17 protein-coding genes are annotated in these 18,194 nt (G+C 57.7%); 2 read left to right on the top strand and 15 right to left on the bottom strand.

The annotated features are described in order from the left end of the window. Positions 1-14: 14 nt before the first annotated feature. From AC221Y_RS00700 to meaB, 3 genes are all read right to left on the bottom strand, one after another. Positions 15-464, bottom strand: coding sequence for a low molecular weight protein-tyrosine-phosphatase (locus tag AC221Y_RS00700; RefSeq protein ID WP_299754367.1), 450 nt, complete (start codon positions 462-464; stop codon positions 15-17). A gap of 319 nt (positions 465-783) precedes the next feature. Then, a complete protein-coding gene (gene rpmB / locus AC221Y_RS00695; protein WP_299754369.1) occupies positions 784-1,074 on the bottom strand; it encodes a 50S ribosomal protein L28 in 291 nt (96 codons plus the stop codon). 156 nt (positions 1,075-1,230) lie between these two features. Continuing rightward, positions 1,231-2,235 (bottom strand): methylmalonyl Co-A mutase-associated GTPase MeaB, encoded by a 1,005-nt coding sequence (gene meaB, locus AC221Y_RS00690; RefSeq protein WP_299754412.1) that lies wholly within the window; start codon positions 2,233-2,235, stop codon positions 1,231-1,233. A 79-nt stretch (positions 2,236-2,314) separates the two neighbouring features. On the opposite strand from meaB, the gene hrpB reads away from it, so the two are divergent. Further along, on the top strand, positions 2,315-4,717 hold the full coding sequence (gene hrpB / locus AC221Y_RS00685) for an ATP-dependent helicase HrpB (protein WP_486706632.1): 2,403 nt from the start codon (positions 2,315-2,317) through the stop codon (positions 4,715-4,717). Between the two features lie 430 nt (positions 4,718-5,147). On the opposite strand, the gene AC221Y_RS00680 is transcribed toward hrpB, so the two are convergent. Genes AC221Y_RS00680 through pgsA form a run of 3 tightly spaced genes read right to left on the bottom strand, consistent with a single transcriptional unit; the run spans position 5,148 to position 6,510 of the window. Then, a complete protein-coding gene (locus AC221Y_RS00680; protein ID WP_299754373.1) occupies positions 5,148-5,588 on the bottom strand; it encodes a molybdenum cofactor biosynthesis protein MoaE in 441 nt (146 codons plus the stop codon). Then, entirely contained in the window at positions 5,588-5,836 is a 249-nt protein-coding gene (gene moaD, locus AC221Y_RS00675; protein ID WP_299754375.1) for a molybdopterin converting factor subunit 1, read from the bottom strand. Before moaD ends, AC221Y_RS00680 begins: the two co-directional genes overlap by 1 nt. Continuing rightward, positions 5,833-6,510 (bottom strand): CDP-diacylglycerol--glycerol-3-phosphate 3-phosphatidyltransferase, encoded by a 678-nt coding sequence (gene pgsA / locus AC221Y_RS00670; RefSeq protein ID WP_299754377.1) that lies wholly within the window; start codon positions 6,508-6,510, stop codon positions 5,833-5,835. The genes moaD and pgsA overlap by 4 nt, the downstream gene beginning before the upstream one ends. 89 nt (positions 6,511-6,599) lie before the next feature. Between pgsA and trhA the strand changes: the two genes are divergently transcribed. Next, positions 6,600-7,277 (top strand): PAQR family membrane homeostasis protein TrhA, encoded by a 678-nt coding sequence (gene trhA / locus AC221Y_RS00665; RefSeq protein WP_299754379.1) that lies wholly within the window; start codon positions 6,600-6,602, stop codon positions 7,275-7,277. Here trhA and uvrC read toward each other — a convergent pair. The 9 genes from uvrC to gpmI all read right to left on the bottom strand — a co-directional run bounded on the left by uvrC (position 7,274) and on the right by gpmI (position 18,175). Then, on the bottom strand, positions 7,274-9,139 hold the full coding sequence (uvrC, locus tag AC221Y_RS00660; protein ID WP_299754381.1) for an excinuclease ABC subunit UvrC: 1,866 nt from the start codon (positions 9,137-9,139) through the stop codon (positions 7,274-7,276). The two genes, trhA and uvrC, sit on opposite strands and share 4 nt — an antisense overlap. A gap of 300 nt (positions 9,140-9,439) precedes the next feature. Further along, complete coding sequence (locus tag AC221Y_RS00655; RefSeq protein WP_486706631.1) at positions 9,440-10,225, bottom strand: SDR family oxidoreductase; 786 nt, start codon at positions 10,223-10,225, stop codon at positions 9,440-9,442. After that, complete coding sequence (locus AC221Y_RS00650; RefSeq protein WP_299754385.1) at positions 10,222-11,169, bottom strand: calcium/sodium antiporter; 948 nt, start codon at positions 11,167-11,169, stop codon at positions 10,222-10,224. Before AC221Y_RS00650 ends, AC221Y_RS00655 begins: the two co-directional genes overlap by 4 nt. A 179-nt stretch (positions 11,170-11,348) precedes the next feature. Continuing rightward, positions 11,349-12,149, bottom strand: coding sequence for a S49 family peptidase (locus AC221Y_RS00645; RefSeq protein ID WP_299754387.1), 801 nt, complete (start codon positions 12,147-12,149; stop codon positions 11,349-11,351). Positions 12,150-12,326: 177 nt separating this feature from the next. After that, the gene (locus AC221Y_RS00640; protein ID WP_299754389.1) at positions 12,327-13,088 is read right to left on the bottom strand and encodes an ABC transporter permease; all 762 of its coding nucleotides are present in this window, start codon (positions 13,086-13,088) and stop codon (positions 12,327-12,329) included. Continuing rightward, the gene (locus AC221Y_RS00635) at positions 13,085-14,014 is read right to left on the bottom strand and encodes an ABC transporter ATP-binding protein (protein WP_299754391.1); all 930 of its coding nucleotides are present in this window, start codon (positions 14,012-14,014) and stop codon (positions 13,085-13,087) included. The genes AC221Y_RS00640 and AC221Y_RS00635 overlap by 4 nt, the downstream gene beginning before the upstream one ends. A 169-nt stretch (positions 14,015-14,183) precedes the next feature. Continuing rightward, the gene (locus tag AC221Y_RS00630; RefSeq protein WP_299754393.1) at positions 14,184-15,545 is read right to left on the bottom strand and encodes a S41 family peptidase; all 1,362 of its coding nucleotides are present in this window, start codon (positions 15,543-15,545) and stop codon (positions 14,184-14,186) included. Positions 15,546-15,554: 9 nt separating this feature from the next. Beyond that, positions 15,555-16,658 carry a murein hydrolase activator EnvC family protein gene (locus AC221Y_RS00625; RefSeq protein WP_299754395.1) on the bottom strand — a complete coding sequence of 368 codons (1,104 nt, stop codon included), beginning with the start codon at positions 16,656-16,658 and terminating at the stop codon, positions 15,555-15,557. After that, positions 16,655-18,175, bottom strand: a complete 1,521-nt coding sequence (gene gpmI, locus AC221Y_RS00620; RefSeq protein WP_299754397.1) for a 2,3-bisphosphoglycerate-independent phosphoglycerate mutase — start codon at positions 18,173-18,175, stop codon at positions 16,655-16,657. The genes AC221Y_RS00625 and gpmI overlap by 4 nt, the downstream gene beginning before the upstream one ends. Positions 18,176-18,194 lie beyond the last annotated feature (19 nt).

The following is an 18,194-nucleotide window of genomic DNA, read 5'->3' as shown; positions in this document are numbered from 1 at the left end:
ACATTCTGTCGTGGCTAAGGCTCTAGCGATGCAAGCACTCCGTCTGAGGCGCATTCAATAAGATCCAGCGCGCCTTCAAAGTCGCGGGTGTAATAGGGATCAGGAACCTCTCTACGCCCCGTTTGGGGCGCATAGTCGAGAAATAACCGAAGGTTCGCTCGCGACTTAACGGGCTGCATGTGGGCAAGGGTATCCAGATTCTCGCTGTCCATCGCAAGGATAAGATCAAAGTCTTCAAAATCCTGAACAACCACCTGCCGCGCACGCAGCAGCTTCAGATCGTAACCGCGTAAACCCGCCGCGTCGATCGCCGGTCCATAGGGCGGATCGCCCTTATGCCAGTCGCTCGTCCCGGCACTGTCGATATCAAGATGCGGCGCCTTATAGCGCAAAACACCCTCTGCTGTCGGAGATCGGCAAATATTCCCCAGACAGACAAATAAAATACGCGTGACTTCGGGCATGTTCAGACTTTCTCCAGGGCTCGTCCCGACCGGCAATCCGGCGAAGATCGTGGCATTGACCGCACCCCGCCCGATATTGTCTGGTTCGGCGAATATTCCGTGCTAAGGGACGAAGCCGACCGTGAGGGCGCTACGACATCTGAGATCATCCTGGTGCCCACTGAGGTTTTGGCCCTTTTGGACAACAAACGACTGGAACCAGTAAGTAACGTCGTCCCACTTTGGGTGAACAAGCCCCTTCACGTCGCGCAAACAAACCACTAAACGCGAAAACCCCGCCCAATAGGGCGGGGTTTTCCAGTAAATCTAAGCGGACGGATCAGGCGACGACTTCTTGTGCCTTAACGATCGCCTTTTTCACCTTAAGCGCGTTGGACGACAGATCAATGTCCTTTGCTTTCGCAAGGAACGCATCCAAACCACCACGGTGGTCTACAGTACGCAGAGCCGACGTTGATACGCGCAGGCGCACAGTGCGTCCGAGCGTTTCAGACATCAGTGCTGTCTCGGTCAGGTTCGGTAAGAACCGACGCCTGCTTCGGTTTTTGGCGTGGCTGACATTGTTGCCAGACATCGGGCCCTTTCCGGTCAATTCGCAGCGGCGCGACATGGGCTAATCCTCGATCTTTTGTCTCAGTAAAGAAGGCCGCTCGGGGCCCCCCTCAATACAAACGGGCAGCGCCATCGGCCCTGCCCAAGAATCCGTTCGCGGTGGATAGGTGGAATCCCAGCGGGCGTCAAGTCTCTGTCGTCGAAAGACGTGTGCCTAAACAGGATCGTTCCCAAGTCGGCCAAGCACCTCAGCCGCAGCCGCCCCGGGCGCACGACGGCCCTCGGCGACATCGTCCGAAAGCCGCGCCATTGCCGCATCCGCTTTTGGATCAGATGCAAGGCGACGTAAAAGACCTTGCCGCACTTCGTCTGCGAACCAACCACGCGCCTGCTGCGCCCGCCTTGAATCCCAAAACCCTGTCTCCTGACGAAACACCGCAAGCTTCTGCATCTCGCCCCAAGCCTCGCTCAACCCGGTTTCGTCAAGCGCCGATACCGTCATCGCCTTTGGAAAATCTTCCGGGTCTCCATCGCGTTTGCGCCAAAGCCGAAGCGCTCCGGCATAGTCGGCTGCTGTTCGGATGGCGGTCGATTTCAAGTCACCATCGGCCTTGTTCACAAGGACGAGATCCGCAATCTCCATAATCCCGCGCTTCACGCCTTGCAGTTCGTCGCCCCCTGCGGGCGCTAAAAGCAGCACAAACAGGTCCGACATCTCGGCCACGATGGTTTCAGATTGACCAACACCGACCGTCTCAATCAAAACGATATCAAACCCAGCCGCTTCGCAAAGCGCCACCGCGTCCCGTGTACGGCGTGCCACACCACCAAGATGGGTCTGGCTTGGCGACGGTCGGATAAACGCATTGGGTTCGCGGGCAAGTCGCTCCATCCGGGTCTTGTCGCCTAGGATGGACCCGCCGGTTCGCGTTGACGACGGATCGACGGCGAGAACTGCAACCCTACGCCCCGCTTTCGTCAACCGGCATCCAAACGCTTCAATAAACGTGGATTTACCGACACCCGGTGTGCCCGAAAGACCTATCCGCAACGCTTGACGACCCGACGATGCGAGCGTTTCAAGCAATGCGTCCGCATCGCCGCGATGATCAGCCCGCGCGCTTTCGATCAGTGTAATTGCGCGCGCTAAAGCACGCCGATCGCCATTCTGAACAGCTTTGGCTAGCCATGCCGTATCTTTGGAGCTCTTTTCGGTCATCGGCGGCGACTTTGGCGCGCCCGCGGCGGCCTGTCCAGTGGGGCTTTCACCCTCCTTCGCACCTTGCGATAAGCAGACCATGACAAGCCCTCTTCCCATCGACGACATACTGGCCACGTTGAACACGGCGCTGCGCGCTCACCGACAAGCCGTGTTGCAGGCTCCACCCGGCGCGGGCAAGACAACGCGCGTGCCATTGGCAATGCTGGAAGCGCGGTTTGTAGACGGTCGCATTCTGATGCTGGAACCCCGTCGCCTGGCAACGCGCGCGGCGGCCGAACGCATGGCCTCGACACTTGGAGAAACCGTCGGAGAAACCGTCGGCTACCGCATTCGAGGCGAAGCGAAGGTGGGACGCGCGACGCGTATCGAAATTGTGACAGAGGGCATCCTGACCCGCATGATCCAAAGCGACCCTACCCTTGAAGGCGTCGGCGCGGTGATTTTCGATGAGTTCCACGAGAGATCGCTGAACGCCGACCTTGGGCTGGCCCTTGTTCTTGATGTCAGGTCTGCCCTTCGCGAAGACCTGGTCTTGCTGGTGATGTCCGCGACACTGGACGCCGGTCCTGTCGCGGAACTGATGGGCGGCGCACCGATTATTACCTCTGATGGGAAAAGCTTCCCGGTCGACACGCGTTGGTTGGAAAAACCAAATCCAAAAGGGCAACGGCTTGAACCGGCGATGGCCGCCCTGATTGAGCACGCTGCGTCGAAAAGCGAAGGCGGAATTCTAGCGTTCCTCCCGGGCGAACGGGAGATTCGTCAAGTCGCATCCCTGCTGAGTAACCGCCTGAACGGCTTCACACTTCTCCCGCTCTACGGATCGTTGCCATTCAAGGAACAACAACGCGCCCTTCGGCCTGTATCAGGAAGAAAGCTGGTTCTGGCGACCGCGATTGCAGAAACCTCGCTAACCATTCCGGATATTCGTGTTGTTGTGGATGGCGGACGCGCCCGCCGTGCGCGCTATGATCCCGGATCAGGGATGTCTCGGCTGGTCACCGAGCGCGTCACCCGTGCAGAAGCTGACCAACGTCGCGGGCGTGCCGGCCGTGTTGCAAAAGGCGTTTGCTATCGTCTCTGGACAAAAGGTGAGGAAGGCGCGTTGGCGCCGTTTCCCCCTGCCGAAATCGAAACCGCTGATCTGGCAAGCCTTGCGCTTGAACTGGCCGAATGGGGCAGCGTTGGCGTGCCGTTTCTCACTCCGCCGCCCGACGGCGCTATGGCGGAAGCACGCGGGTTGCTGGCCAGTCTCGGGGCCCTCGTGGATCAACGTCTCACGGATCACGGACGCGTTTTGGCAAGGACGCCGCTGCACCCAAGACTGGCCCATATGATCGCTATCGCGGGCGCCGATGCCGCCCCGCTTGCAGCTCTTCTGGGGGATCGTGACCCGCTGCGTGGCGTGGGCGCTGACCTCGGTTTGCGCCTGACAGCATTGAGAAGTGGGCAACGCGACGCGGGCCTTGAGCGCATCCGCGCAGAAGCCAAACGCCTTCGCGGCCGCGCACCGCCAACCACGCTTCATGACCCTGCCGAACAGGCCGCCTTGGCGTTCCCTGACCGCATTGGACTTCGACGTCCGGGAGATGATCCGCGCTGGCTTTTGTCGGGGGGGAAGGGTGCAAAGATGGACGCGTCCGACCCGATTGCGGGCGCGCGTCTTTTGGTAGTGACCGACACAGATGGACACCCGCGGGAAGCGATGATCCGCACCGCTTTGCAGATATCAGAGGCCGCTCTGCGCACGGTATTGGGCGACCGCATTGAGACCACGGAGGTCGTGGAATGGTCGCGGCGCGACGGGCGCGTTATCGCTCGGATCGAAGAGCGCCTAGGCGCGATTGCATTGACTTCAAAGCCGTGGACGAAGGCGCCACACGATCGTGTGGCAACGGCAATGTTGGACGGTATCAGGCATCTTGGCCTTGCTTTTTCACCAGCCACCGAACGGTTCCGCGCGCGCGTGGCATTGGTTCGGGATGCGGGCCACGACCTTCCGAATATGAGCGATCAAATCCTTCTGGATAGCCTGGAAGGCTGGCTGCTCCCTCACCTTGGTCGCGTTAAAAGCGCCCATGATTGGAAAGGGTTCGACCTTTTGCCAGCGCTTCGCGCAGGGTTGAATTGGGAACAAACGCAAGTCCTTGATCGCGAAACCCCGGCCCATTTCGTCACGCCCTTGGGGCGTCGGATTCCAATAGATTATGCGCAGGAGGCGCCGGAAATAACTCTGCGACTTCAAGAAATGTTCGGTGTTACGCGACATCCGCAAGTGGCTGGGCGGCCCTTGCGGGTTACGCTGCTGTCACCGGGCAACAAGCCCGTTCAGACGACAATGGATATCCCCGGCTTTTGGGCGACGTCTTATGCTGATGTCCGCAAAGACATGCGGGGGCGCTATCCTCGCCACCCCTGGCCCGAGGACCCAACTGTGGCGGACCCGACGCTAAGGGCCAAACCGCGCGGCAAAACTTAACACGCCGTGCGCACGAGGGGCGATGCGCGAAAAAAGCCGGATGATTAATGCCAGCAAATCAAGGGAAACGCACGCCAATCGCAACGTCGGTTTTGCGTCGGTGCATGTTTCAGTAAGCTGGCAGAACAGCACTGTTTTGTGCAGCCTCCGTTAAGATTGGCAACCGCTTTCTTAGGCAGTTTGCCGGTAAGAATGAGCTTTCCTCCGCCAGCCCCTGTCACATTGAAAGTACACGCCCCAAAGCGCACCGGGGCATCGGATAGTTAACGCTGAGTTAGGTTTGGGAGGTTACATATGTCCATGCACGCAATGCAAGACCTCTCACAGAAATCGGTTCTTGTTGAGACTTCGGCGCGAGATGCGTCGAAGCCATAGGAGATGCGAGAAGCCGATTTGCGTCACACGCATTTTAAATCAATTACCTAGCCGCCTACCAGCGCTTCAATGCGTCTTCGTCCGCCTCTTTCGCCGCAACCCAAGTTTCGCCATCCGCGCCGCGCTCTTTTTTCCAGAATGGCGCGCGGGATTTAAGGTAATCCATTAAGTATTCTGCCGCCGCAAACGCATCAGCCCGATGGCGCGCCGCAGTGGCGACCATCATAATTTGCTCGCCAGGGGCCAATGATCCAAAACGATGGATCACCAGCGCATCGGCCAACGACCACCGCGCCACAGCTTTCGCACAGATCGCCTCAAGCGCTTTTTCGGTCATGCCGGGGTAGTGTTCAATTTCCATCGCCGACAGGGTGCCGCCTTCATCTCGCACAAGGCCGGAAAACGTGACAATGGCACCTGCACCGTTGGCTCCATCAGTAAATGACTGAACTTCGGCGCCCATGTCGAATGGCGCGGACTGAACGCGTACGCCCATCAGCCGCCCGTCATCGGGGGGAAGAACGCAACCTCGCGCGCGCCAGCCAATGGTGCCGACATCTCGGTCAGTTCCTGGTCAATGGCAACGCGCACCGACGCCATGTCTGAAAACGCCAAAGCGTGTGCATCGCTGCGGGTTTTAAGATATTCGACGAGATCTGCGACGGTTTCGGCAGTTGTGTCGATCTGCTCTTTCGGCGCGCCAATACGCTCGCGCAGCCACGCAAAGTAAAGGACGTCGATCATTCCGTATCCTTTAGATATGGGAGAGATTTTCGTAAGTAGTCCCATCCCGTCACGATGGTCAGAGTGGCGGCCGCCCAAAGTAGACCGACACCAATCCACCACGTGTACCAATAGGCATCGCTGATCAGCCGGACGTTCACCGGATCGTCGCCGCCAGCCAAAATCTCCGCGAGGATATCGCGATCCATGCCAACCGTGCGTTCGATCCACATGTGTTGGAAAATACCCGTGGAAAACAGAACCGCGATGGCAACCATTTGCGCCGTCGTCTTCCATTTGGCCAATTTGGTGACCTTTAGCGTGCCGGCGGTATCGCCAAGAAACTCGCGCAGGCCCGACACGAACACTTCACGGAACATGATGATTGTTGCGGGAAGAAGGATCCACGGATCCATGCCAACCCTGGGATCGCCACTGAGTGCGACAATCATCAAAAGCGCGATCACCACCATCGCCTTGTCGGCAATCGGGTCCAACATCGCGCCAAGCTTGGTCTCCTGTTTCCAGGCACGGGCAAGGTAGCCGTCGATCCAATCGGTCAGCGCTGCGCTGACGAACAGGGTGAGGGCGAACCAATCAGCCCAGGGGCGCGTGAAATAGAGAAACATGAGCACAAGTCCGGGCGCCGCAATGAGGCGGACCATCGTCAGGATATTTGGAATGTTCCATGTCATGCATTGCACTTAATACCCTCGGCCCCAAAGGGAAAGTGCCGTTGGGTGAGCGTTGCGAGAAACCTTGAACCCGCGCACTATGGGTCCATATGCGAGTTACCGAGCCCAGATATGCCGCGGCCATCCACATTTTGCTGGCTAGACGCGCAGGTTACACCCGGACCGAATACCTTTCGGACCTTGCGGTGCATCTGATCGGGACGATCGTTATTTTGACCTTCGTGCCGTTGCTTGTGGTGCTGGCTGTTGTGTCAGCGCATGGGGCGGCATCTGTGATCGGGATGGTGCTTTATGGCCTAAGCTTTGCGGCGATGATCCTGTGCTCGGCGGTTTACAATATCTTCCCGCACCCCGATTGGGAGTGGCTGTTTAAATGGCTCGACCATTCTGCAATTTATCTTAAGATTGCAGGTACATTCACCGGGTTTGCGATGATTGCAGGACAGGGATTTGTGATTGTCGGAGCGCTTTGGGCGGCGGCGGCGGGCATCTCGCTGAAGATGATCTGCCGGTTTCGCTTTCGTCGCACAAGCATCGCGCTCTATCTTGGGATGGGTTGGGCCGGTGGCCTGGTCGCGTTCGCGATATTCGCCGCTTTGCCGCCGCTGACAGGCAGTCTGATCGTCGGCGGCGGGCTGCTTTATACGGTCGGCACGGGGTTCTACCTTTGGCTGCAGCTGCCGTTTCACCTGACGATTTGGCATTGCTTTGTGCTGGTGGCGAGCCTGGCGTTTTATGCAGCAGCTGTGGTTGCTGTCCTGGGCTAGTTGCCGTGGAAGTGATCATAGATCGTCTCGGCAATCGCATTTGAAATCCCGTCGACCGCCTTCAGGTCGGTGAGGTTCGCGCGCCCGACAGCCTTTGCCGATCCAAAATGCGCGAGAAGGGCGCGTTTACGCGTCGATCCTACGCCCGGAACCTCATCAAGGGGTGTTGCGCCAACAGTCTTTGAGCGCTTCTGACGATGCGCGCCAATGGCAAACCGGTGAGCCTCGTCCCGCATGCGCTGAATGAAATACAGCACCGGATCGCCACGCTGAAGTGCAAAGGGACGCAAGCCCGTCCGGTGAAATTCTTCCTTGCCATGGTCGCGATCCACGCCCTTGGCCACGCCGACCATCGGCACGTCTTCCACACCTAACTCGGCCAGTATCTGACGCACCGCGCTGACCTGCCCCGCACCGCCGTCGATCAGCAAAAGATCAGGCCAGTTTTCGGTCTCGCGGCTAGGGTCTTCTTTCAAAAGGCGTTTGAACCGGCGTGTCAGAACCTCTTTCATCATGCCAAAATCATCGCCGGGCGTGATGCTGTCGTCTTTGAAATTAAACTTGCGATACTGGCTTTTGAGAAATCCGTCGGGACCCGCGACGATCATCGCACCAACAGCATGTGCGCCCTGAATGTGTGAGTTATCGTAGACCTCAACACGGGTCGGAGCACTGTCCAGATCAAAGGCCTCTCCCAGCCCTGTAAGCAGTTTCGCCTGCGTCGCGGTTTCGGACATCTTGCGCGCAAGACTTTCGCGTGCGTTGCGCAAGGCACCGGCGACAAGTTCTTTCTTTTCACCGCGCTGCGGGATGAGAATCTCGACCTTCCGGCCCGCTTTCAAAGCGAGCGCCTCAGACATCAACTCGATGTCTTCAATCCCATCCGACAGCAGGATTTGCCTCGGCGGATCTTTGGTGTCGTAAAACTGACCGATGAAAGCCTGCATGATCTCGCGCGCATCGGCCCCCGCACCCGTGCGCGGGTAGTAATCGCGGTTGCCCCAATTTTGGTTGGCGCGGATGAAGAAGACCTGAACGCAGGCTTGTCCCCCCTCGACGTGCAGAGCAATGACATCCGCCTCGGCCACCCCGGTCGGGTTTACGGACTGGCTGCCCTGAACGAAGGTCAGCGCGCGCAGGCGGTCACGCAACGCGGCGGCACGCTCGAATTCCATTGCCTCGGAGGCTTTCTGCATCTCGGCGGCAAGCGTCTCCTGCACTTGTGTTGAGCGCCCCTGAAGGAATTTCTGAGCGTCTTTGACCAAACCAGCGTACGCGTCGTCGGAGATCAGCCCAACGCAAGGCCCAGCGCAGCGCTTGATCTGATAGAGAAGGCAGGGACGCGTGCGGCTTTCAAAGGTCGAGTCCGAGCAGTTCCGTAAAAGGAACACCTTTTGCAGCTGATTAAGCGTCCGGTTCACCGCACCTGCGCTTGCGAAGGGACCGAAATACTCGCCCTTCTCTTTCTTCGCGCCGCGATGTTTCTTGATCTGCGGAAAGGCGTGTTCCTTCGACAAAAGGATGTTCGGAAACGATTTATCATCGCGAAGAAGAACGTTGTAGCGGGGCTTTAATTGCTTGATCAGGTTCTGTTCAAGAAGCAGCGCCTCGGTCTCGGTCCGCGTCGTGAGGAACATCATCGTCGCGGTGTCACGGATCATACGGGCGATCCGCGGGCTGTGGCCGGTCGCCCGGGCGTAACTTGACACACGGGCCGTCAGATTGCGGGCCTTGCCGACGTAAAGCACCGCGCCCTTCTCATCGAGCATGCGATAGACCCCGGGCGAGCCATCCAACGTTTTCAGATACGACTGGATAACATCATGGCCGGTCAGGCTGGGTTTACGGATCTCTTCAGGCATAGCATTCGCTCTTATACGATTCTCTCCCTCGCTGCACCGCCACAAGGCCAAGAGCAAGAGAAAAGGCATCCACTTCTTCTGTGGATAAACCTTGGGACAAATTGGAACCGGAGGGATTTTTTCGTTTGATAATGCAGCATTCGCGTGACTGCCTAAAAATTAGGCTGTTCAGTAGGGCCTTGGAATCATTCAATATTTTGCTTAACGCGGCGCAACCAACTGAAAACATTAAGGTTTTCTTAACAGAAATGCGATAGCTCAGCGGCGGTGCAAAACTTTTGTCATCGCAGCGAAGTCTGACTATTCGACGCCCTGCACGTCAGGCGTCATCCAAGCCAGATGCTGGCCGCCATCGACGCAAATGAGCTGACCCGTGACGGCCGGAGCATCCAGAAAATAGGCAAGGGCATGCGTGATCCCGGACGGGTCCGCCCCACGCTTCAGGATCGTCGCCGCGCGCTGGTTTGCGAAGTGTTCCCGGCTTTGGCGCGTGCCTTGCATGGCAGGCCCCGGCCCGATGGCATTGACCCGCACTTTCGGGCCAAGCGCCTGCGCAGACGTCTGAGTCAGCGCCCAGAGGCCCATCTTGGCAATCGTGTAAGTCATTAACTCGGGCGTCAGTTTGCGGACACGCTGATCGATCATGTTCACCACAAGCGCCTTAGCGGTCGCGTCGCTCCATTCACCGCCGATATCGGGATCCGGGGCCTGTGCAGCGAAGGCCTGGGTCAGGACAAACGGCGCACGCAGGTTCGATTCCAGATGCCGATCCCAGCTTTCGCGGGTGGCGGTTTCGATATTGTCGTATTCAAAGATCGAGGCTGAATTCACAAGGACTGTCAGGGGTTGGCCCAAGGCTGCCGCGGCGGCGGGAACCAGTCTTTGCATATCTTCTTCGACGGTAAGGTCTGCGTGAACCGCAATCGCCTTCCGGCCCATGGCGCGAATTTCCGCCGAGACTTCTTCGGCCTCGTCCGCCGAATTATTGTAGTGGACCGCAACGTCAAACCCACGCTGCCCCAGCGAAAGCGCCATAGCGCGCCCAAGCCGCTTGCCAGCCCCTGTGACCAACGCAGCACTGCTCATACCTGCACCACGACCCAAATGTAGGCGACGTAAGCCGCGCAAAGCGAGATGCCCCAGCGGCGAGTCATGTTCCGGGCGTTCGAAAAGACAAACGGTGCGATCAGGACAGAGGCACCAAGCATCACCCAGAAGTCAAACCTCATGAAGGTCGTGGCAACCGGGATATCGCCGAAGAAGCTTGCGACGCCCATGATGCCCAACAGGTTAAACATGTTTGAGCCGATCACATTGCCCAAAGCAACGTCTGCCTGACGCCTGATGGCGGCCATGACGGTCGTTGCCAATTCAGGCAGCGAGGTGCCCAAAGCAACAAGCGTCAGCCCGATCACGCTGTCGGACACACCGAAGTTTCTGGCGATGACAAGCGACGCGTCCACAAAAATATTCGCCCCAAGCGGCAGACCGATGAGGCCAAGCAGCAGGAACAGACAAATTTTCCACCACGGCATATCCGGATCGACGCCTTCAAGGTCGTCTTCCATCGCTTTCATCGACCGTCGGTGGACCAACGCCTGCCTTGCCTGATCGCCCAGGATCAGTGCCAACATCGCCAGAAGGACCACCCCGTGAACCCATGTGATCGGCCCCATAAAGGCCAGGCCGACAAAGATTATGCTGGCAAACAGCATGGTCAAATAGCTTTTGCGCGTGTCGCATTCGGAGGTATTCAGCGTTGAAATCAATGCGGGTATGCCGAGGACCAGAAGGATATTTGCAGTGTTCGACCCGACCACATTGCCAAGCGCAAGACCCGGAGCTTCGTCCATAATAGCTGCAACAGAGATCAGAAGCTCTGGCGCCGATGTACCGAAGGCCACGACCGTCAGGCTGACGATCAACGCAGGAACCCCAAGCCGCAGGGAGGAATTCACGGCCCCGCGCACCAAAAGGTCGCCGGCCAGAAGCAAGATCACCAGACCTATGCCCGCAAAGAGAAACTCCATGCCTTACCCCTTCCCGCAGGGGCAAGCACTTTTGCCAATACGGTGGCGGCCGCAGGCCGAGCATTTCGCAGTATCAAGGCGGGTTTTCCAAGGCAAAATCCAACGCACTTTTCCAAACATCGCCAGAACGGCGATGACAACAAGAAAAAGCGTGACAGTCTTGATTAGCATATGAGACGTCAGACCCCGAAACGCGCGAAGGAGGCGCGGTCCTCAAAGGCTCCCAGCGCATCGTCTGTCACTTGCGCCCCGAGGCGACCAAGCAATGGTTTGCGCTGTTGGAACACTCGGAATTTCACCTTGTCGCCGAAGAGGTCTTTCATTTTCGGCACAAGATGAGCAACACCGTCGATGAGGCCCGTTTCAATTCCGGCGTCTCCCACCCAGATGTCTCCGGCAAACAGTTCCATGTCCGCATTCAGACGTCCGGCACGACGGGTTTCTACGTGATCGATGAAGCCTTGGTGAATGTGTTCCTGTAGCGCCTTGAGCCGTGTCACATCGTCCGCGTTTTCGGGACGGAACGGATCAAGCATGCTCTTTGATTTGCCAGCTGTGTAAACGCGACGTTCAATCCCGTAGCGCTCGATCAGATCAGTAAAGCCAAACCCAGCGGAGATGACCCCGATAGAGCCAACAATCGAGTGGCGATCCACCCAAATTTCGTCCGCCGCAGAGGCGATATAGTACCCCCCCGACGCGGCAACGTCTTCGACAAAGGCGTAAACCTTGATGTCTTTTTCCTCGGCCAGGCGACGAATGCGGGCCGCAATAAGCGACGACTGCGTTGGACTTCCGCCGGGCGAATTGATCGCCAAAGCGACAGCCGCAGGTTTGCCCTTGGTGAAGGCTTTTTGTATCAGGTCCGCAAGGCCTGCGTCATTCAACGCAGCTCCGCGGGCTTGTGCAGCGATGATCCCCTGCAGTCGAAGGACCGAGACCGTTGGCGGCGATTTCATGAATGGAATAAAGCGCTTCATGGAGACCGATGTAGGGTGTCCTTTGGGCCGCAACAAGTGAAGATGTCGCGCTGTTCATCGATATGTTGCGTCTGCGGTCACATCCTAGAAGGCGCCAGCACCCCGGCTAACGCCTCCCCCACGAGTATCCGCCCCCAAGAAGAAGCGCAATTTATTTTGAATTTCTGACATTAGTCTTCAGGCTTTCAGGCGATACCCCGTGCGAAAAATCCACCAGACGATCGCAAGACCAAGCGCGGTAAAGCCAGTGATTGCGATGAGGCTTGCAAGGACGGGCACGTCCGATGCGCCAAAGAACGACCACCGAAAGCCGGAGACAAGATAAAGCACAGGGTTAAACAGGGAAATCGTCTGCCAGATTGGCGGGAGCATGGTGATTGAATAAAACGATCCGCCAAGGAAAACGAGCGGCGTGATCACCAGAAGCGGAACGAGATTTAGTTGCTCAAAGCTTCTCGCCCAGATGCCGATGATAAACCCCAAAAGCGAGAAAGACACGCAAGTCAGGACCAGAAAGGCGATCATCCAAAACGGGTGTTGGATCGAAATATCTACGAAGGAAAAGGACGTGATCAGAATGATTATGCCGATTATCATCGCCTTTGTCGCGGCGGCGCCTACGTAACCGACGACTATTTCAAGGGAGGAGATCGGCGCCGAAAGGATTTCGTAAATTGTCCCGATGAATTTCGGGAAATAGATCCCGAAACTCGCGTTTTGTAGCGCCTGGGTCAGCACCGAGAGCATGATTAGCCCTGGCACAATGAACGCGCCATAACTCACGCCTTCAACAGAATCGATACGACTGCCGATTGCGGCGCCGAACACAACAAAATAAAGCGACGTAGACAAAACAGGCGAGACAATCGATTGAATGATCGACCGGAAGAACCGCGCCATTTCAAACCGCCAGATCGCGCGAATACCGTACCAGTTCATGCCGAGGCCTCCTGCACGAGAGTCACAAAGATGTCTTCCAGCGAACTTTGGTGCGTCTGCACGTCTCGAAGTCCCATGCCAGCCTCCCGAAGGTCTTTCAAAAGAGCGGTGATGCCGGTGCGTTCACCACGGGTGTCGTAAACGTAAACAACGGCAGACCCGTCATCGGCGCGCTGCAGATTGTATTTTGCCAGACTGTCGGGAATGGTTTCAACGCGCTCGGTCAGTTCGATCCGCATTTCCTTGCGTCCCATGCGGACAATCAAATCCTGCTTATCCTCAACCAGAAGAATTTCGCCGTTGTTGATTACGCCAACGCGGTCGGCGATGGCTTCCGCTTCTTCGATGTAGTGGGTCGTCAGGATGATCGTGACCCCGTCCTGGCGAAGCTGGTCGACCATGGCCCACATATCCTTGCGCAACTCCACATCCACACCTGCGGTGGGTTCATCAAGGAACAAAACTCGTGGCTCGTGGCTTAGCGCCTTTGCGATGAGGACGCGGCGCTTCATACCACCTGACAATTCGGCAATCCGCGCGTTCCGTTTGTCCCAAAGAGATAAGTCGCGCAGGACGTTTTCGATCAACGCGTCGTTCCTTGGCTTGCCAAACAGACCCCGCGAAAACCGCACGGTGTTTATGACGAACTCGAAGGGTTCGAGATTGATTTCCTGCGGCACCAGCCCGATCAGTTTGCGAGCCTCGCGATAGTCGCTTATGACGTCATGCCCGCCGACTTGGATGTGGCCGCTTGTCGGCGATGACAGACCACAAATCGTCGAAATCAAGGTCGTCTTCCCGGCTCCATTTGGACCCAGAAGGGCAAGGATTTCACCTTGCTCGATATCGAGGTTGATGTTCTTCAGCGCGTCAAACCCACCATCATAGGTCTTTGTGACGTTCTGAACTTCGACGATTGCGGGCATTTTTAAACCTCCTTCGCACAGGACCCTAACCGGGAACGTCCGTGGGAAACATTGCGGATTTTTGAACAGACGAGCTACGCAGATGAAGAGAGCGCATGGCTAAACGACCCTCAGAAACGAAAAACCGGCGAGGAAATCCTCGCCGGTTTAAACACTTAATCAGGGGTGACTAGTCGGCCTTTTGAGCCGCCAACGCAGCCGCATATTCGGGACCTAACGCAGAAATACCCTTAAGAATATCAATCGCATATGCGAGTTGATAATCCTCTTCACGCAGGTCCGCGGAAGCTTCTGCCTTGGCACGATCCGCTTCGATCAGGCGGCGCTCATCTTCGCTGAGGCTGTCGTTGTTAAGGCTACCACGCAGATCAGCCTCGGAGCGGGCGCCACGCTGCGGCGTCTCCTCTTCAGTTTCCTCGCGGCGCGGCGGCTGAGCCACGATGATATCCGGTGACACGCCCAACGCCTGGATCGAGCGACCCGACGGCGTGTAGTACCGTGCGGTGGTCAGGCGCATCGCGCCTTCGCCCCGAAGCGGCATCACGGTTTGCACCGAGCCCTTGCCGAAGCTTTTGGTGCCGACAACGATGGCGCGGCGATGGTCCTGCAAAGCGCCCGCAACGATTTCAGACGCCGATGCGGAGCCACCGTTGATCAAAACAACGATCGGTTTTCCTTGAGCAAGGTCGCCCTCTTCTGCATTGAAGCGGTCGCCATCTTGCGGATCGCGACCACGGGTCGACACGATCTCGCCCGCGTCAAGGAACGCGTCCGAAACACGCACCGCCTGATTGAGCAAACCGCCCGGGTTGTTACGCAGGTCAATAACGAAGCCGTTGACGTTGTCCAGGCCGCCAAGCTCTTCCACTTGTTCAGCAAGCTGGTCGCGCATCGACGGGAATGTCTGATCGCTGAAGGTCGTCAGGCGCAATACGACAGTGTCGCCAACTGTGCGCGAGCGCACCGCAGTCAAAGTGATGATATCGCGGATGATGGAGACATCGAAGGGTTCGCCTGCGCCCTCCCGCACCACTGTGATGATGATTTCACTGCCGACCGGGCCACGCATCAGGTCAACTGCCTGATCAAGACCAAGGCCCAGGACGCTTTCGCCATCCACGTGGGTGATGAAGTCACCCGCCTCGACACCGGCTTGATCAGCTGGCGTTCCGTCGATCGGAGAGACGACCTTCACAAAGCCCTCTTCTTGTGTGACCTCGATGCCAAGCCCACCAAATTCACCACGTGTTTGCACACGCATATCGGCGGCGTCATCTGGCGACAGATACGACGAATGCGGATCAAGGGATGTCAGCATGCCCCTGATCGCAGCTTCGATCAGGTCGCCCTCGTCTACTTCTTCGACATACTGCGCGCGGATCCGCTCGAATATATCACCGAACAGGTCCAATTGTTCGTAAACCGAGGCCTTTCGGTCGGCTTCTTGCGCCAACAACGGTCCGGCCACCTGCGTAGTCACAACGGCGCCAAGCATGATACCGGTGACGGACGCTAGAAAGAATCTTTTCATTACAGTTCCTTAATCTATCTGCCGATGAAACCGCGACCCGGGGTCGACGGCCTCCCGGCCCTGTCTTAGCTCAATATAAAGCGTTTCGCGGCCAGGTTGACCACTGCCTTGTTCGCTTTCGATCAATTTCTCTTGTTCACGTGCAAAATCGCCGCCCATAAGGCCAATTGGTTCGCCCAATGCCAGGATTTGACTGCGGGTCACAAACAGATCAGACGCGCCCGCCAAAATCAGCAATTCGCCTGCACGCGGCTCCAAAATCACGACCTTTCCGAAGTCCGGCAAAGCGCCCGCAAACCGAACCGTGGCCGCCACAGGCGTGGTGACGATTGCCGCTGCATTTGTCGCAATAATCCAACCGGGGCGCCGCACACCCACCGCGTCGGCCTCGTTAAAATCGCGCAGGACCCGGCCGACCACTGGCAAAGCCCAGCTTTCACCGGCAGCGTCCGGCCCCTGGGCTGCTGTCACAAAATTGTCGGCGAAGGCGGCGAGTGTCTCGGAGGAGTTTATCAACGCCTCCATCGCAGCATCATCGGTCGCGGCTGCTTGCGGCAGATCACTGCGATTTGAGACGGCCTCAGATAAAGCAAGCCGCGCCGCGCGAATGCCCGCCAAGCCATCTTCAAGCTGCGCTTGCCCCGCAAGTTGCAAGGCAACGATATCCTGTATGCCTTCTAGTTCGCGCGCGACTGATTGCGCCCTCGTATTAAGCGCCGGGACCAACTCGCTGGCCAGCATACCGGTGCGGATCGCCGGAAGCGGGCCGTCGGGGTGCAAGACTTGCGCCGCACCGCCGCTGCGTTCGATGCTTTGCAGCGCCGCCAAAAGCTGCATCAACTCGGCATCGCGCCCTTCCAAAGCGCTGCTGATTGCGCGTTCTTCATGGGCTGCAAGACGCAGACCTTCGCGCATGGCGGCAAGCCCACGCTCGTAAGCGCGCACCGTGACCGTCAAAGCCGCAATCCGATTGCCTGCGCCGTCTGCCTCGGACAAAGCCAAAGCTGCCTCCTGCAGAAAATCAGACGCTTCGCGCGCCAAATCCGCAGCGGAGTCCTGCGCCGAAACCGCCGGAGCGAAGGCCAGTGACAGGCAAAGCAGAAGATGCTTCATCGCGTGATCAAGCTTTGCCCGGTCATTTCAGGCGGTGCGTTCAACCCGAGAAGATCAAGAAGCGTCGGCGCAAGATCCGCAAGTCGTCCGTCCATCAGAGTGGCCCCATCCGGCGCGCCGATCACGGCAACCGGCACAAGATTGGTCGTATGCGCCGTGTGCGGACCGCCGGTTTCAGGATCGACCATGGTCTCACAATTCCCGTGATCAGCCGTCAGCACCATCGCGCCTCCCGCCGCCTCTAAGGCGACGATCACACGCGCAAGCCCCTGATCAACGGCCTCGCAGGCCTTCATCGCGGCGGCCAGATCACCGGTGTGACCCACCATGTCCGGGTTGGCGTAGTTCACGATGATCAGATCATAGCCGTCCTCGATCGCCGCCACGAAATGCTCCGTCACTTCGACCGACGACATTTCAGGCTGTAAATCATAAGTCGCCACTTTGGGCGACTTCGGCATAAAACGATCCTCACCGGTCTCGGGTGTCTCTTTGCCGCCGTTCAGGAAAAACGTAACGTGCGGGTATTTTTCCGTTTCTGCTAAGCGGAACTGAGTTAATCCGTGCTTTGCAACCCATTCACCAAGCGTGTTGGCGATCTTCTTTTTGGGGAAAGCGGCGGTCATGAACGCGTTATGCGCCTGCGAGTAATCCACCATTCCCAGAAGGGCCGCCAATTTCGGACGCTCGCCGACGTCAAAATTCGAGAACACAGGCGCCCCTATCGCGCTCAAAATTTCGCGCGCACGATCCGCACGAAAATTGACAAAAAATACGCCGTCGCCGTCCTTCATCCCTTGGTAACCATTAGCGATATAGGGCTCGATGAATTCATCGGACTGACCAAGCTCATACCGCTTAGCAATGGCCTCGACCGCATCAGCCACGGGATCAGCTTTGCCTAGCACCATGGCACGATAGGCTTTCTCAACCCTGTCCCAGCGATTGTCGCGATCAAGCGCGAAATACCGCCCGGAAACTGAAACGATTTTGACGCCCTCCGGCAATGCTTGCGCCAAAGCAGCGACCTGATCGTGCGCTGATTGCGGCGGCACGTCGCGGCCGTCTGTAATTGCGTGAACCACAACACTCACACCGCGATCGGTCAGCACCTTTGCTGCCGCGACGATGTGGGTCTGATGGGCATGTACACCACCCGGTGATGCCAGCCCGATAATATGTGCCGTGCCACCGCTGCCCTGTAGTTTTTTGGCAAAAGCGCCAATGGCTTCGTTGTCGAAGAACGATCCGTCTTCAATCGCCAGATCGATCTGCCCCAAATCCATCGCAACGACGCGGCCTGCACCGATGTTGGTGTGACCCACTTCGGAATTACCCATCTGCCCTGTCGGCAAACCAACGTCAGGCCCATGGGTGATCAAAGTCGCATTCGGGCAGGTCGCCATAATCCGATCAAACGTCGGCGTATTTGCAAGAACCGGCGCGTTTGCTTCGCGGTCCGCGCGGAGCCCCCAGCCGTCCAAAATGCACAGAACCACAGGTTTCGGGATGCTCATCTCATGCCTTTCAGGTTGG

It is taken from the genome of Boseongicola sp., assembly GCF_057460485.1.
Note: the sequence above shows the minus strand (reverse complement) of the source record. Positions and strands in the feature narration are given on the sequence as shown.

What these genes read in the sequence shown, in the direction of transcription:
- pgsA (WP_299754377.1), bottom strand. Translation starts at nt 6,510, where the DNA reads ATGACATGGAACATTCCAAATATCCTGACGATGGTCCGCCTCATTGCG.
- AC221Y_RS00645 (WP_299754387.1), bottom strand. Translation starts at nt 12,149, where the DNA reads ATGAAGCGCTTTATTCCATTCATGAAATCGCCGCCAACGGTCTCGGTC.
- AC221Y_RS00630 (WP_299754393.1), bottom strand. Translation starts at nt 15,545, where the DNA reads ATGAAAAGATTCTTTCTAGCGTCCGTCACCGGTATCATGCTTGGCGCC.
- AC221Y_RS00635 (WP_299754391.1), bottom strand. Translation starts at nt 14,014, where the DNA reads ATGCCCGCAATCGTCGAAGTTCAGAACGTCACAAAGACCTATGATGGT.
- meaB (WP_299754412.1), bottom strand. Translation starts at nt 2,235, where the DNA reads ATGACCGAAAAGAGCTCCAAAGATACGGCATGGCTAGCCAAAGCTGTT.
- AC221Y_RS00640 (WP_299754389.1), bottom strand. Translation starts at nt 13,088, where the DNA reads ATGAACTGGTACGGTATTCGCGCGATCTGGCGGTTTGAAATGGCGCGG.
- AC221Y_RS00700 (WP_299754367.1), bottom strand. Translation starts at nt 464, where the DNA reads ATGCCCGAAGTCACGCGTATTTTATTTGTCTGTCTGGGGAATATTTGC.
- gpmI (WP_299754397.1), bottom strand. Translation starts at nt 18,175, where the DNA reads ATGAGCATCCCGAAACCTGTGGTTCTGTGCATTTTGGACGGCTGGGGG.
- rpmB (WP_299754369.1), bottom strand. Translation starts at nt 1,074, where the DNA reads ATGTCGCGCCGCTGCGAATTGACCGGAAAGGGCCCGATGTCTGGCAAC.
- moaD (WP_299754375.1), bottom strand. Translation starts at nt 5,836, where the DNA reads ATGATCGACGTCCTTTACTTTGCGTGGCTGCGCGAGCGTATTGGCGCG.
- AC221Y_RS00625 (WP_299754395.1), bottom strand. Translation starts at nt 16,658, where the DNA reads ATGAAGCATCTTCTGCTTTGCCTGTCACTGGCCTTCGCTCCGGCGGTT.
- trhA (WP_299754379.1), top strand. Translation starts at nt 6,600, where the DNA reads ATGCGAGTTACCGAGCCCAGATATGCCGCGGCCATCCACATTTTGCTG.
- hrpB (WP_486706632.1), top strand. Translation starts at nt 2,315, where the DNA reads ATGACAAGCCCTCTTCCCATCGACGACATACTGGCCACGTTGAACACG.
- uvrC (WP_299754381.1), bottom strand. Translation starts at nt 9,139, where the DNA reads ATGCCTGAAGAGATCCGTAAACCCAGCCTGACCGGCCATGATGTTATC.
- AC221Y_RS00680 (WP_299754373.1), bottom strand. Translation starts at nt 5,588, where the DNA reads ATGGGCGTACGCGTTCAGTCCGCGCCATTCGACATGGGCGCCGAAGTT.
- AC221Y_RS00655 (WP_486706631.1), bottom strand. Translation starts at nt 10,225, where the DNA reads ATGAGCAGTGCTGCGTTGGTCACAGGGGCTGGCAAGCGGCTTGGGCGC.
- AC221Y_RS00650 (WP_299754385.1), bottom strand. Translation starts at nt 11,169, where the DNA reads ATGGAGTTTCTCTTTGCGGGCATAGGTCTGGTGATCTTGCTTCTGGCC.